11 protein-coding genes are annotated in these 15,184 nt (G+C 65.9%); 10 read left to right on the top strand and 1 reads right to left on the bottom strand.

Annotated features, from left to right (window positions below; genetic code table 11):
• The first annotated feature begins 69 nt into the window (after positions 1-69).
• From I6F20_RS15065 to I6F20_RS15020, 10 genes are all read left to right on the top strand, one after another.
• Positions 70-1,314 (top strand): MFS transporter, encoded by a 1,245-nt coding sequence (locus tag I6F20_RS15065; RefSeq protein ID WP_275945382.1) that lies wholly within the window; start codon positions 70-72, stop codon positions 1,312-1,314.
• A 237-nt stretch (positions 1,315-1,551) separates the two neighbouring features.
• Entirely contained in the window at positions 1,552-2,382 is an 831-nt protein-coding gene (locus I6F20_RS15060) for an outer membrane protein (protein ID WP_036009511.1), read from the top strand.
• Positions 2,383-2,548: 166 nt separating this feature from the next.
• Positions 2,549-3,436 carry an outer membrane protein gene (locus I6F20_RS15055; protein WP_036009512.1) on the top strand — a complete coding sequence of 296 codons (888 nt, stop codon included), beginning with the start codon at positions 2,549-2,551 and terminating at the stop codon, positions 3,434-3,436.
• A gap of 68 nt (positions 3,437-3,504) precedes the next feature.
• Complete coding sequence (locus I6F20_RS15050; RefSeq protein WP_225126796.1) at positions 3,505-4,095, top strand: glutathione S-transferase family protein; 591 nt, start codon at positions 3,505-3,507, stop codon at positions 4,093-4,095.
• An 18-nt stretch (positions 4,096-4,113) separates the two neighbouring features.
• Positions 4,114-4,578 carry a GNAT family N-acetyltransferase gene (locus I6F20_RS15045; RefSeq protein WP_225126794.1) on the top strand — a complete coding sequence of 155 codons (465 nt, stop codon included), beginning with the start codon at positions 4,114-4,116 and terminating at the stop codon, positions 4,576-4,578.
• 160 nt (positions 4,579-4,738) lie between these two features.
• The gene (locus I6F20_RS15040; RefSeq protein ID WP_036009515.1) at positions 4,739-4,945 is read left to right on the top strand and encodes a hypothetical protein; all 207 of its coding nucleotides are present in this window, start codon (positions 4,739-4,741) and stop codon (positions 4,943-4,945) included.
• Positions 4,946-5,024: 79 nt separating this feature from the next.
• Positions 5,025-6,197, top strand: coding sequence for a phosphoserine transaminase (locus I6F20_RS15035; RefSeq protein ID WP_225114088.1), 1,173 nt, complete (start codon positions 5,025-5,027; stop codon positions 6,195-6,197).
• Between the two features lie 123 nt (positions 6,198-6,320).
• Entirely contained in the window at positions 6,321-7,910 is a 1,590-nt protein-coding gene (gene serA / locus I6F20_RS15030; protein ID WP_036030940.1) for a phosphoglycerate dehydrogenase, read from the top strand.
• A 355-nt stretch (positions 7,911-8,265) separates the two neighbouring features.
• Positions 8,266-9,438: a thiolase family protein gene (locus tag I6F20_RS15025; protein ID WP_036030944.1), complete on the top strand. Its 1,173-nt coding sequence runs from the start codon at positions 8,266-8,268 to the stop codon at positions 9,436-9,438.
• A gap of 201 nt (positions 9,439-9,639) precedes the next feature.
• Positions 9,640-11,613, top strand: coding sequence for a methyl-accepting chemotaxis protein (locus I6F20_RS15020; protein ID WP_225126792.1), 1,974 nt, complete (start codon positions 9,640-9,642; stop codon positions 11,611-11,613).
• A 133-nt stretch (positions 11,614-11,746) separates the two neighbouring features.
• Here the strand turns inward: I6F20_RS15020 and I6F20_RS15015 are convergent, their stop codons facing one another.
• Complete coding sequence (locus I6F20_RS15015) at positions 11,747-15,076, bottom strand: PAS domain S-box protein (protein WP_225126790.1); 3,330 nt, start codon at positions 15,074-15,076, stop codon at positions 11,747-11,749.
• Positions 15,077-15,184: the final 108 nt, after the last annotated feature.

Raw genomic sequence — 15,184 nt, 5'->3', positions numbered from 1 at the left:
ACGCTGGTCCCACCGTCGCTTGCGTCGTAATCAGCACCTCGCGGCAATCTGCCGCGCCGGATTGCCGCCTTGAACAAGCCTGTCGTCGTCTCAGAGGAAACGCTGACCGAGCCCGTCGTCGTCGCCGAATTGGCGCCGGCCGCCGCCAAGGGGCCGGCCTATATCGTGCTCGCCGGCATCAGCGTCTCGCACTTCCTCAACGACACCATGCAGTCGCTGATCGCCTCGGTGTACCCGATCCTGAAGGACGCCTACGCGCTCGACTTCGCGCAGATCGGCATGATCACGCTGGCATTCCAGTTCACGGCCTCGCTGCTGCAGCCGGTGGTCGGGCACTACACCGACAAGAAGGCGCAGCCCTATTCGCTCGCGGTCGGCATGGCCTCGACCTTCTTCGGCCTGCTGCTGCTTAGCGTCGCGCACCAATATCTCGTCATCCTCGTCGCCGCCGCGCTGGTCGGCCTCGGCTCGGCGGTGTTTCACCCGGAATCGGCGCGCATCGCGCGGCTCGCCTCGGGCGGACGCTACGGCTTTGCGCAATCGGTGTTCCAGCTCGGCGGCAGCTTCGGCACCTCGATGGGGCCGGTGCTCGCCGCGTTGATCGTGGTGCCGTTCGGGCAGGGCAGCATCGCCTGGTTCTCCTCGATCGCGTTTCTCGCCATCCTGATTCTCTGGCGCATCGGGCGCTGGTACGCGCCGCAGATCGCGACGAAGAAAGCGGCGCCCGTCCACACCCAGCCCGGTGCGCCGAGCTCGCGCCGTGTCGCGGTAGCGCTCGCAGTGCTCGTCGTGCTGTTGTTCTCCAAGCAGCTCTACGTCTCGAGCCTGTCGAGCTATTACATCTTCTACCTGATCGACCGTTTCGGCGTCTCGACGCAGGCAGCCCAGATCTATCTCTTCGTCTTTCTCGCGGCGAACGCCGTGGGTGCGTTTCTCGGCGGTCCGCTGGGCGACCGCTTCGGCCGCAAGATCGTGATCTGGATCTCGATCCTCGGCGCGCTGCCGTTCACGCTGGCGCTGCCCTATGCCGGGCTCGTTGCGAGCGCGGTGCTCAGCGTCGCCATCGGCCTGATCATCTCCTCGACGACGTCGTCGATCATCGTGTTTGCGCAGGAGCTGGTGCCGCACCGCTTCGGCATGATCTCCGGCGTGTTCTTCGGCGTCGCCTTCGGCATCGGGGGCCTGGGCGCGGCCGTGCTCGGCAAGCTCGCCGACCACACCTCGATCGAGTTCGTCTACCAGGTCTGCGCCTGGCTGCCGGCGATCGGGCTGCTCGCGGTGTTCCTACCCAAGCTGCCGCGAAACGCGCGTTAACGCATCCTCTCTTGCCGCGTTGCGGCTTCACACATCGTTAGGGAATGCGGCGCCGATGTCGCATTTGGCGCGGCATTTTTGCAACGCTCGCACGGCGCGCGCGTGTAGGGTGAGAAAAAATCAACCTTAAAAATTAGGGTTAAGTGGCGCTTAAACATTTGCTGGCATCGTCCCCCCGTGAGTTTCCAGAACGTGAGGCGCTCGTATTCAGCCTCACCGGCCATAAGGACGAAGCCAATGCGTAGCGTTAAGTCTCTCCTTGCCGCGGGTGCGGCAACCCTGATCTCGTCGATGGCGTTCGCCGCCGATATGCCGATCGCCGCCCCCCCTCCGATGTACGCGCCGCCGGCTCCGCCCGCCGACTTCGGCGGCTGGTATCTGCGCGGCGACATCGGCATGACCAACCAGAGCGCGAAGCGCATCGAGAGCGCCCTGCCGGCCGGGTACTCGAAGACGACGGAAGGCCTCGGCTTCGACTCCTCGCCGCTGTTCGGCCTCGGCGTCGGCTATCGCTTCAACAACTGGTTCCGCGCCGACGTCATCGGCCAGTACCGGGGCAAGGCCAATTTGCACGGTAGCGACAATGTCGTGGGACCCGGCTTCGTCGGCGTCAACAACTACAGCGGCAGCAAGTCCGAGTGGCTCGTGATGGCCAACGCCTATGTCGACCTCGGCACCTGGTGGTGCGTCACTCCGTTCATCGGCGCGGGCGTCGGCGGCTCCTACAACAAGCTCAGCGGCTTCCGCGACGACGGCGTGTCCTACAGCCCGCTGCTCAACAACAGCGTCGCCTACTTTGCCGACAACGGAAAGTGGAACCTCGCCTGGGCCGCTCACGCCGGTCTTGCCTACAAGGTCAATCCCGGCTTCACCGTCGAACTGGCCTACAGCTACATGAACCTCGGCGATGCCGCGCCCGGCAACTACCGCTTGTTCGACAACAGCGCTTCCGGCCCGACCTCGATCAAGGTCAGGGACATCACCTCGCACGACGTCAAGCTCGGCGTGCGCTGGGATCTCAACAGCCCGCCGGCCTACGTGCCGCCGCCGCTGGTCACCAAGGGCTGATCGCAACCTGATCGGTTAGGACTCCTTAACGGCGCGGGATCATCCCGCGCCGTTTTGCTTTGCGTATTTTTCATGGCGAGGTGCGGCGAAGGCGCCCGGCGCAACCATTGGTTAAGGTTAACAGGCGATGATCATCGCAACAGTTCGAGTCCGATGGAGCGTGGTGATGCGTAGGCTGGTGTTGGCAGCGGCGATGTTGGGGACGGTGTCTGCCGCGCAAGCGGCCGACATGCCGGACCTGCCCGTGCTGCGCGGCGGCTTCGCGGACGGTCTGTCGAAGACCTCCGTCAATTGGAATGGCTTCTATGTCGGCGGTCATGGCGGTTATACCGCAGATGCCACGGATTTCAGTCAGAGCGTGGTCGGACTGACCAACTACATCTTCCGCGACAGCGTACTCCAGGGGCCGACCTCGACGTGGTCGCTGCTGAACAAGACCAACACTCAAAGCACCAATTTCGGTGGCTTCGTCGGCCGCAACTGGCAATGGTATGATGCCGTTCTCAGTCTCGAGGGCACTTACAGCTACTTCAACGATATGGCGACATTGACGTCAGGAACCAACTCGCTCGTCATCGTCAACCCGCCTGGTGAGGTGCGGGCGCCCGGCGTCACCAACAACTATGCCGTCACGCTGACGGGTGCCGCGGCGGCACAGGTCAAAGACATGGTGACGCTCCGCGGCCGCGTGGGTTGGGACGGCGGCAGCTTCATGCCTTATGCCTTCATGGGCGCTGCCGTCGGGCGAATGGACGTGTCGCGCACCGTGACCAGCAGCGTCTCGATGCGACAGGACACGACGACGACGGATTTCTTCGGCAACACCACGACGATACTTGGAACGTGGGGCCCGGTTCCTGCGCAGTCGGGCACGCAAGGTCAGCACAGGACCAACACGTACGCGGTGGGTTGGACCGCCGGCCTCGGGCTCGAATACTGCGTTTGGGACGGCTTGTTCGCCCGCATCGAATATGAATATGTGAGATTCTCTCCCGTCATGAACACGCAGGTGACGCTGAACAACGCGCGCCTCGGCGTCGGCTACAAGTTCTGAGCCGTCCGCTTCCTGTTGACAGCTTCGCTTCGTCCTGATGCTCTGTCGTCCGAAAGTGGGCGGCAGCGATGAAGATCTACGGCGACAGCAATTCCGGCAATTGTCTCAAGGTGAAGTGGGTCTGCGACAAGCTCGCTGTGCCCTACCAGTGGATCGAGATCGACACCCGCAAGGGCGAGACGCGCACGCCGCAATTCCTGAAGATGAACGGCGCCGGCCAGGTGCCCACCGTTGCATTCGATGACGGCCGTACGCTGGCGCAGTCCAACGCCATCATCCGCTATGTCGCCCGCGACAGCGCGCTGGTTCCGCGCGACGCCTTCACGGCGGCCAAGATGGACGAATGGCTGTTCTGGGAGCAGTACAGCCACGAGCCCTATATCGCCGTGTGCCGCTTCCTCATGGTCTATCTCGGCAAGGATGCCTCCGAGCTCGATCCTGAAAAGGTCAAGCGCGGCTATGCGGCGCTCGACCGCATGGAGCAGCATCTCGCCGCCAGCCGCTTCTTCGCCGGCGACGAGGTGTCGCTAGCCGACGTGTCGCTGCTCGCCTATACGCGTGTTGCCCATGAAGGCGGCTTCGATCTCGGCCGCCATGCGTCCGTCCGCCGCTGGATCGGCAACGTCGAAGCGTTTCTCGGCCTTCCGCCGGCGCGCTGAGGTGCGGAGTCGCCTGACATGAATGCCGAAGCCGTCTCTATCCGTCCCGCGCGCCGCGAGGACGTCGCCGCGATCGTCGCGATGCTCGCCGACGATCATCTCGGCCGCGCGCGCGAGCGCGTGGAGGATCCGTTGCCGTCCTCCTATTACGACGCATTCGCGCGGATCGCGCGCGATCCGAATCTGACGCTGGTGGTTGCCGAGAGTGAGGGCAGGGTGGTCGGCTGCCTGCAACTCGCGATTCTGCCGGGCCTGAGCTCGCAGGGCGGATCCCGCGGACTGCTCGAGGACGTTCGCGTTGCCACCGAGTGTCGCAGCCGCGGCATCGGCGAGCAATTGGTGCAATGGGCCGTGACGGAAGCAAAGGCGCGCGGCTGCAATCTGGTCGAGTTGCTCACGCATCAGACGCGCGTCGATGCGCAGCGCTTCTACAAGCGGCTCGGCTTCACGGCGAGTCACGTCGGCATGATTGTCCGCTTTTGAGGCAGCGCGACGCGAGCGCTGCGCAGCCGGCGAAAAGCGGGCTTTTCATTCGGTCGTGTTAAGAGCCGGTAAACTACCGCTCCGTCGTTCACATTGATGAAGGAACGAAGGGTGCTACGGGGGCATCTGACACCGGGCTCGCTCGGTTCGGGACATTTCGATGACAAGCTATTCGATGATCAAGGTCGGCAACGACTACGTCGTGCAGGCCAATGACAAATGCATTTTGAAGGTCGGAAGCCGCCGCAAGGCGGCGCAATTGATCAGCGATGCCACGGACTTGCTGAACGCGCTCACTGTTGTCGAATCCCCTGATATTGCACCGGAAGCGCCATCACTGGCGCGTGAGGCCCCGGAACTTCCTTGACGGACCTTCCCGATTCCCGTATCAGCCGCGGCGGGACACCTCCCCCCAACGGGAGGCTTACTATCTGGAAGGGTAGATCATGACTGTAGCGAAGCCCGCTTCGCGGCCGACCGTGCCGCATTTCTCCTCCGGCCCCTGCGCCAAGCGCCCCGGCTGGAACGCCCAAAATCTCAAGGACGCAGCTCTCGGCCGCTCGCATCGCGCGAAGATCGGCAAGGCCAAGCTCAAGCTCGCGATCGACCTGACGCGCGAAGTGCTCGAGGTCCCCGCCGATTACCGCATTGGCATCGTGCCGGCCTCCGATACCGGCGCGGTCGAGATGGCGCTGTGGTCGCTGCTTGGCGCACGGCCGGTCACCACGCTCGCCTGGGAATCCTTCGGCGAGGGCTGGGTCAGCGACATCGTCAAGGAATTGAAGCTCAAGGACGTCACCAAGCTCAATGCGGGCTACGGTGAGATCCCCGATCTGTCGAAGGTCGATCCCAAGAGCGACGTCGTCTTCACCTGGAACGGCACCACGTCGGGCGTGCGCGTTCCGAACGCGGACTGGATCAGCGCGAGCCGCGAAGGCCTGACCATCTGCGATGCGACCTCCGCCGCATTTGCGCAGCCGCTCGACTGGGCCAAGCTCGACGTCGTCACCTTCTCCTGGCAGAAGGCGCTCGGCGGCGAGGCCGCGCATGGCATGCTGATCCTGTCGCCCCGCGCGGTGGAGCGGCTCGAGACCTACAAGCCGGCCTGGCCGCTGCCGAAGATCTTCCGCATGACCAAGGGCGGCAAGCTCAACGAAGGCATCTTCGTCGGCGAGACCATCAACACGCCGTCGATGCTCTGCGTCGAGGATTATCTCGATGCGCTGAACTGGGCCAAGTCGATCGGCGGTCTCAAGGCGCTGATCGCGCGCGCCGACGCCAACACCAAGGTGCTGGCGGACTGGAAGGCGAAGACGCCCTGGATCGACTTCCTCGCCAAGGACGCATCGATCCGCTCCAACACCTCGGTGTGCCTGAAGTTCACCGATCCCGCGATCACCTCGCTCTCCGAGGACGCGCAGGCGGAGTTCAGCAAGAAGCTGGTGGCCCTCGTCGAGAAGGAAGGCGCGGGCTACGACTTCGCCTATTACCGCGACGCGCCGGCCGGCCTGCGCATCTGGTGCGGCGCCACGGTGGAAGCAAAGGACGTCGAGCTGCTGACGCAGTGGATCGACTGGGCCTTCGCCGAGACCAAGGCCACGCTCGCGAAGGCGGCGTAAGCAAACCTAATCCTCGTCATGGCCGGGCTTGACCCGGCCATCCATCAATCAAGAGAGATGGATCCGCGGGTCAAGACCGCGGATGACGTGCCGTAAATGCAGCACGCACAACGGATCATCCCCATGACCAAACCCAAAGTTCTCATTTCCGACGCGCTCTCGCCCGCTGCCGTGCAGATCTTTAGGGATCGCGGCGTCGAGGTCGACTTCCAGCCCAATCTCGGCAAGGACAAGGACAAGCTGGCCGAGATCATCGGCAATTACGACGGCCTTGCGATCCGCTCCGCGACCAAGGCGACCGCCAAGATCCTCGAGAAGGCGGCCAGGCTGAAGGTGATCGGCCGCGCCGGCATCGGCGTCGACAATGTCGAGATCCCGGCCGCGACGGCCAAGGGCATCATCGTGATGAACACGCCGTTCGGCAATTCGATCACGACCGCCGAGCACGCCATCACCCTGATGCTCGCGCTCGCCCGCGAGATCCCGCAGGCCGATGCCTCGACGCAGGCCGGCAAGTGGGAGAAGAACCGCTTCATGGGCGTGGAGATCACCGGCAAGGTGCTGGGCGTCGTCGGCTGCGGCAATATCGGCTCGATCGTCGCCGACCGCGCGCTCGGCCTGCGCATGAAGGTGATCGCGTTCGACCCGTTCCTGTCGCCGGAGCGCGCCAAGGACATCGGCGTCGAGAAGGTCGATCTCGACGATCTGCTCAGGCGCGCCGACTTCATCACGCTGCACACGCCGCTGACCGAGAAGACCAAGAACATCATCGACGCGGCCGCGATCGCCAAGATGAAGAAGGGCGTGCGCCTGATCAATTGCGCCCGCGGCGGTCTCGTCGACGAGCAGGCGGTGGTCGATGCGCTCAACGCCAAGCACATTGCCGGCGCCGCCTTCGACGTCTTCGTCGAGGAGCCCGCGACCAAGAGCGTGCTGTTCGGCCATCCCAACGTGATCTGCACGCCGCATCTCGGCGCCTCCACCACCGAGGCTCAGGAGAACGTCGCGCTGCAGGTTGCCGAGCAGATGTCGGATTACCTGCTCACCGGCGCGATCTCGAACGCGGTCAACTTCCCCTCGATCACGGCGGAAGAAGCGCCGAAGCTGAAACCGTTCATCGCGCTCGCCGAGAAGCTCGGCTCGTTCGCCGGCCAGCTCACCGAGAGCGGCATCCTCAAGGTCGAGATCACCTATGAGGGCCACGTCGCCGAGATGAAGATCAAGGCGATCACCTCCGCGGTGCTGTCGGGCCTGCTGCGGCCCATGCTGGGCGAGGTCAACGTCGTGTCCGCGCCGGTCGTCGCCAAGGAGCGCGGCATGGTGGTGGACGAGATCGTCCGCGCCGCGCAGAGCGATTATGAGAGCCTGATCACCGTCACGGTCACCACCGAGCGGCAGGAGCGGTCGGTCTCGGGCACCGTCTATGCAGACGGCAAGCCGCGCCTCGTCGACATCAAGGGCATCCGCGTCGACGCCGAGTTCGGCAAGTCGATGATCTACGTCACCAACGAGGACAAGCCGGGCTTCATCGGCAAGTTCGCGGGGCTTCTGGGCGACGCCAAGATCAACATCGCGACCTTCCATCTCGGCCGGGTCGCTCCGGGCAGCGATGCCATTGCGCTGGTCGAGGTCGACGGTGTGGTGCCGGCCGACGTGCTCGCCAAGGTGCAGGCCCTGCCGCAGGTCAAGCAGGCCAAGGCGCTGACGTTCTGAGCGGCTCCCACCGGCGTCATGGCCGGGCATAGCTGTCCGAAGGACGGCGTCGCTTCCGCTCGCCTATGACCCGGCCATCCACGTCTTGCCGCTCGGCGCGAAGAACGTGGATGCCCGGCCCTTCGCCGCGCCGAAGCGGCTTCGGCCGCGCAGGCGGGACAAGCCCGGGCATGACGTGTGGATAGAGCGGGCGCGCACGCCCCGGAATGACGATCATCATATCATATATTCCGACACGCGGAACAACGCCGTCTCCATCGCCGGAGGCGGCGTTTTCATTTTCCCCACCCCCAATCTTTGTGTACCAATGGCGTCAGGACGCTCCGTTCCAAATCGTTCGACAAGGGAGAAAACAATGCGTGAAGCCGTCATCGTTTCCTATGCGCGCACGGGCCTGGCGAAATCCGGCCGCGGCGGGTTCAACATTACGCCGCCGATGTCGCTCGCGGCCCACGCCATTCATCACGCGGTGGACCGCGCCGGCGTCGAGAAGGACTATGTCGAGGACTGCTATCTCGGCAATTGCGCCCATGGCGCACCGAACATCGGCCGCCAGGCCGCGCTGCTCGCGGGGCTGCCGAAGACCACCGCCGGCGTGTCGGTGAACCGCTTCTGCTCATCGGGCCTGCAGACCATCGCGATGGCCGCCAACTCGATCCGCTCCGACGGCGCCGATTGCATCGTCGCCGGCGGCGTCGAGAGCATCTCGATTCCCGGCGGCGGCACGCCGAAGGAATCGGTCGATCCGGAACTGCTCAAGGTCGCCCCCGACATCTTCATGGCGATGATCGACACCGCCGACATCGTCGCCGAGCGCTACAAGCTCAGCCGTGAATATCAGGACGAGTTCTCGCTGGAATCGCAGCGCCGCATGGCCGCGGCCCAGCAGGCGAACAAGTTCAAGGACGAGATCGTCCCGATGAAGACCAAGATGAAGGTCGTCGACAAGCAGACCAAGGCCGAGTCGATCGTGGACTACACCGTCGATCGCGACGAATGCAATCGTCCCGAAACGACGATGGAAGGATTGGCAAAACTCGAGCCGGTGAAGGGCCCCGGCAAGTTCGTCACCGCCGGCAATGCCAGCCAGCTCTCCGACGGCGCCGCCGCGGTGGTGCTGATGGAAGCCAAGGACGCCGAGAAGCGCGGCCTCAAGCCGCTCGGCCGCTTCGTCGCCTGGGCAACCGCCGGCTGCGAGCCGGACGAGATGGGCATCGGCCCGGTGTTCGCGATTCCGAAGCTGCTCAAGCGCACCGGCCTCAAGATCGACGACATCGATCTGTGGGAGCTCAACGAGGCCTTCGCCAGCCAGTGCCTGTATTGCCGCGACCAGCTCGGCATCGATCCCGCCAAGTACAACGTCAACGGCGGCTCGATCGCGATCGGCCACCCCTTCGGCATGACCGGCGCCCGTCTCACCGGCCATCTGCTGCAGGAAGGCGCCCGCCGCAAGGCCAAGTGGGGCGTGGTGACGATGTGCATCGGCGGCGGCCAGGGCGGGGCCGGCCTGTTCGAGATCTATCACTGAGCTCAAGCTCTCGCAGACAAGGAAGCACGGCGCGATCGAAGCGCCGTGTTTCTTTTTTGGAACTGTGCCTGTGCACGTCACCGTGCACAGCGGCGAGTATTGTAGCGAAATACACGTATTAATACGTGCCCGCAAATTAACGGAAGCTTTCCCCGATTATCGCTTCATCAACCGCATCGCTCACCACCAGCTTGGTTCACGATGCGGCTCCCTTCGCTGCGACTCACTCACAAGATCACCGCGATCGGCGTCATTGGCGTCATCGGCGTCGTCCTGATCGGCGGCATTCACCTCTACGGCGAGCGGAGGATGGGCGTCTATCGCGACGCGGCCGAGGATGCGCGCACCGTGTTCGAGCTGAACAACAGGATCGCGGTCGAGCTGCTCGAGGCGCGCCGCGCCGAGAAGGATTTTCTGCTGCGCAGCGATCCGGCCAGGGCGCAGCGACAGGTCGAGATCGGCCGGCAGGTGGCGCTCGACATCGAGACGCTCCGCGGCAAGATCGCAGCACTCGGCCAGCCCGAGCTGGCGCAGAAGATCGACGCGATGAAAGCGTCGCTGAAGTCCTATCAGGCCCGCTTCGCCGCGGTGGTCGAGGAACGGCAGCGGCTCGGCCTCGACGAGAAATCCGGGCTCGAAGGCCGCCTGCGCGCTTCCGTCCACGGCATCGAGAGCCAGGTCGACCAGTTCCAGAATTCCGAGCTCAAGGTCATCATGCTGATGATGCGCCGGCATGAGAAGGATTTCATGCTGCGTCGGAACGCCAGATATGGCGAGGAGATGAAGAAGCGCGCGTCCGAATTTGCCGCCGGCCTCGACGCGGCAGCCATTGCCGACGGCGCCAAGGCCGAGCTGCGCCAGAAGCTCGCCGATTATCAGCGCGACTTCTCCGCCTGGATGGAGACCGCGCTGAAGCTGGCGGCCGAATCGAAGGCGATGTCCGAGGCCTTCGCGTCGGTCGAGCCCGTGATCGAGCAGATCTCGACATCGGTCGACCGCATCCGCGCCGATGCCGACCGTCTCAACGAGGCCGAGCGCACCAGCATCCAGTTCTGGATTGCAGTGGCGATCGCGCTGATTGCGACGAGCGTGCTCGGCCTCGGCATCTTCATCGGACGTTCGGTCTCGAGGCCTTTGACCGCGATGCGCGCGGCGATGATCGAGCTTGCCAACGGCAATTTCGCCATCGTTCTTCCCGGCCTCGGCCGGCCCGACGAGATCGGCGAGATCGCGCAAGCCGTCGAGACTTTCAAGATCAACGCCGAGCGGAAGGCGCAGGAGGAGGCCGAAGAGAAGATCAGGCAGGACAAGCTCGCCGCCGAGCGCCGCCGCGCCGACATGATCAGGATGGCGGACAATTTCGAAGGGGCGATCGGCGAGATCGTCGAGACCGTGTCGTCGGCGGCCAATGAGCTCGAGGCGTCGGCGACGTCGCTGACCACGACCGCCAGCCGCTCGACCGAGCTTGCCACGCTGGTCGAGGCGGCGTCCGAGGAAGCGGCGACCAACGTGCAGTCGGTGGCGTCCGCCGCCGAGGAGCTGACCGCCTCCGTCAACGAGATCAGCCGCCAGGTGCAGGCCTCCGCGCGCATGGCGGGCGAGGCCGTCACCCAGGCCGGGCAGACCAACGATCGCGTCAGCGAATTGTCCAAGGCGGCCGCGCGCATCGGCGACGTGGTCGAGCTCATCAACGCCATCGCCGGCCAGACCAATCTCTTGGCGCTGAACGCCACCATCGAGGCCGCGCGCGCGGGCGAGGCCGGACGCGGCTTTGCCGTGGTGGCCTCGGAAGTGAAGGCCCTGGCCGAGCAGACCGCGAAGGCGACCGGCGACATCGGTCAGCAGATCTCGAGCATCCAGGTCGCGACGCAAGATTCCGTCGGCGCGATCAAGACCATCGGCGGCACCATCGAGCGCCTGTCCGAAATCTCCTCCACCATCGCGGCCGCGGTGGAAGAGCAGGGCGCCGCGACCAGCGAGATCTCGCGCAACGTCCAAAGCGCCGCCGCCGGCACCACGCAGGTCAGCGTCAACATCTCCAGCGTGCGCCAGGGCGCGACCGAGACGGGATCCGCCTCCTCGCAGGTGCTGTCCGCGGCGCAATCGCTGTCGAACGACAGCAGCCGGCTGAAGATCGAGGTGAGCAGGTTTTTGGAGACGGTGCGGGCGGCGTGAGCCCCGCCGTCATTCCGGGGCGTCGCGAAGCGACGAGCCCGGAATCCATTGCACCACCATTGATGAGGATCGATGGATTCCGGGCTCGCGCTAAGAGGCGCGCCCCGGAATGACGGCTTGAGCGTGCCGCGCCCTACGCCCCCGCCAGCGCTGGCGCGAGCACCACCTCGATCAGCGTGCCGTGGCCGGCGCTCTTGATGTTGAACCGGGCGCGGTTGGCTTCGACCAGCGCTTTCGTCAGCGACAGGCTCAGCGCCGAGCTGTCGGCGGCATCGCCCGGCGGCGGCGTGCGGAACGGCTCCATCGCGGCGGCGACTTCGCGCTCGGAAAGGCCATGGCCGGTGTCGCGGATGCGAAGCGCGATCTCACCGCGATCGGTCAGCGCGGTCGAGACGATGACCTGGCCGCCGGCGCTGGCGAGCCGGATCGAGTTCGAGATCAGGTTCATGGTGATCTGCCGCATCGCGCGCGCATCGACGCTCACCTGCGGCAGCGCATGGGCGAGCGAGGTGCGGATGATGATGCGCTCGCGGTTGGCCTGCGGCTGCATCACCGTCACGCAGGCTTCGACCAGGTCGTTGAGGTTCAAGTTCGCGAAATTCAGGTCGAGCTTGCCGGTCTCGATCCGCGACAGCTCCAGGAGGTCGTCGATGATGGCGATGACGCGCTCGCCGGAAGCGCGGATGTCCTTCATGTATTCGCCGTAGCGCTCGTTGCCGAGCGCGCCGAAGCGCTCGGAGATCATCACCTCGGCAAAGCCGATGATGGCATTGAGCGGCGTGCGGATCTCGTGGCTGATCCGCGCCAGCATGTCGGCCTTGGCGTTGGCTGCGCCGTCGACGAGGCGGCGGGCCTTCGTCAATTCGCTCTCGCCCTTCTTGGCGTGCGAGAGATCGCGGAACACGGCGAAGAAGTTCGGCCCGTCGGGGCGGGTGCGGCCCATGATCATCGCGAGCGGAATGACGCCGCCCTTCTTCTCGCGGCCCAGCACCTCGCGGCCGTGATCGAGCAGGCTGGAGATGTCCTGGCTCTTCAGGCTTTCCAGATAATCCGCGACGATCTGCTGGCTCTCGGGGGCGAACAGCGTCAGCAAATTCTGCTGCAGCAGCGCCTCGCCGTCATAGCCGAACAGCGCCTCCGCGCTGCGGTTGCAGGCGTGGATGTTGCCTTCGGCATCGAACATCACGATGCCCTCGGCTGTGGTGTCGAGGATGGCGGCGAGATCCTCGGCATCGGCATCGCCGGCCGCGGGCTCCGCATCCGCGGCGTCAGGCTCTGCGGCCACCACGGTCTCTGCGGCGGCAGGCGCCGCGATCGGCGCCGCCTGCGGCAGCGCGCAGATCAGCGCATGCGCGCTGTCGCCGTCCCACTCGATGGTGTGCAGATGCGCTTCCGTCGCGGCCGGCGGCGCTTCGCCATTCGGCGCCGTCGCGCTGATCGTGACAGGCGTGCCGCCTTGCGTGGTGCTGCTGGCCGCCGACACGCCCGGCTCGACATAGAGCGCATCCAGCCCGCCGGCATGCTCCAGCGCGTTCAGGCCGTCATAGCCCATGCGCGCGAGGAAAGCGGGATTGGCGTAGAGCAGGCGGTCGAGCCGGTAGATCAGGATGCCGGTCGGCAACAGGTCGAGCAGCGTGCGGTCGCGCGCGCTCATCCCGCGCGGCGGCGGTGCGGGCTCGGTCAGCCATTCGGCGGCGGCCTGCGGCGGCTCCGGCTCCGGTGCTTCGGCACTGATCTCCGCCACTGGTCCGGCCGCGTCGGTCGTGATGGTCTCGCGCTCGCGTTCGAGCCGCTCCGACAATTGCCGCGCGAGCTCGTTGAAGGCGCTGTTCTCGACCGGCGTTAGCGTCGGAGGCCGCGTATCGCCGGCGACGCGGAACGGCACGACATTGGGAGGCGTTTCCACGGGCGTGTCCAGTTCGGTTGGGTGTGAAGTCGTCTCGCTTGTGGGCTCTGGCAGGTCGGGTTCGGCTTGCGGTTCAGGCTCGGCTTGCGGCTCAGGCTCGGATGGCGCGATCGGCGGTGCCTCTGCTTCGCCCTCCGCCTCAGCTTCCGCCGCCGCTTCAGGCTCGGGCTCCGCATCGAACGCGACGGCCTCAGTGGAGCGATCCTGTGCCGGCGGCTCGACGAGCAGCTCGAAGCGCCTGAGCGCCTCGAGCCGGTTGAGCGCGTCGAGATCGCGGCAGACGCCGAAGCCGCGGAAGCCGGCGAATTCACGGTTGTGGTCGTAGACTGGCAGGCCCGCGAGCTCGACCGGAATGTGCTCGCCGCCGTCGGCCGGCCAGTTCACTGTGATGCCGGCCCAGGTGTCCTTGCTTTCGAGCGCCTTCGCCACGCGCCCCTCGGGATCGAGCGAGAATTCCGCGGCGATCTCGCGCCAGGGGCGGCCGAAGCCGGCGGCCGTGTGCGTGCCGATCAGGCGGATGAATTCATCGGAGCCGAGCACAAAGCGGCCCTCTTCATCCATCTGCCAGAGGAAGCGCAGCGGATGCTGACGCGGTGCGGGCGGCTCTTGGTGGCTAGAAGAGTCCTGGCCCGAAGTCGGCTCGACCATGCCCGCATTGATCGGCGCGGGCTGCGGCGACACAATGGCTTGCGGCTGGTTTTCAACCGGAGTTTTGGCCGCCGCGGGGACGACCGGCTCCGGCGTCGGCGCAATCGTCTCGGCGGGCGGTTCGGCCGGCTCAGTGAATGCGTCGAACAGCGCAATCGCAGACGGTGCCTCGTCTGGCGCAGGCTGTGCGTCCTCCGGCACCGCGGCCGGAGGCTGCGCGGGCGTGACGTCGGGCGCGGCCTCGTGCGCCGCCGTGGAGGCGGCCGGCTCGATCAGCGCGACCAGGCCGATATCGGCGCCGCTGCCGACCCGCTGCAGAACCATCTGGCCGATGCCGATCGGCGTCGCAGCGCGGCCGGTTGCCAGCGCATCGCTGCGGGCGCGGTCGAGCCCGGCCTCGAGCAGATCGCGGAAGCCGAGCAGGGGGCGCGCGGCCTCGCTCGCGCCGACGAACAGCCCGTCCGGCGCGAACGCCGCCATCGGCACCTTCGCGCCGGCGACCAGCCGATGCAGCCGCTCGACCAGCGGCATGGTGCGCAGCGTCGGGTCCATCGCGATGACCAGCACCGCATGGCCGCCGTCGGCAAAGTCGAGCCGCGCGCAAGCACAGGTCATCAGCGCCCCTAACCGGGCGCCGAAGCCGCGCAGCCGCTGCAGCCGCATTGCGCCGTTCGCCGGCAGCTGGGGGGCGAGCCTGACGATTTGGCGGCGATGGCTGTCGGCGGGGCCGAACACCTTGTCCGCAAGGCCGGCGCTGTTGGCCGCGCCGAACAGTTTTGCGCCGACCGGATTGGCCCACAGCACGCGCGCGCCGTCGGTCGACCATAGCCAGGCCGGCAGGGCAGAGGTCGCATGCACGGCCAGCCGCGGATCGCCCACCCCTCGCAACTGGAAATCCGAACGCGTCATCAGGCCGGCTGCATCTCACGCTTCGCGAGTTGGCGGCTGCCGGGAATGACAGCCTTAAGAAAGGGTTAGTATCGCCCGGAAGGCGCGACCAGGTCCACGGCCCAAAGC

Source organism: Bradyrhizobium sp. IC3123 (assembly GCF_020193625.1).
In the GTDB taxonomy this organism is placed as follows: domain Bacteria; phylum Pseudomonadota; class Alphaproteobacteria; order Rhizobiales; family Xanthobacteraceae; genus Bradyrhizobium; species Bradyrhizobium yuanmingense.
This window is presented reverse-complemented; position numbering and strand designations above follow the sequence as displayed.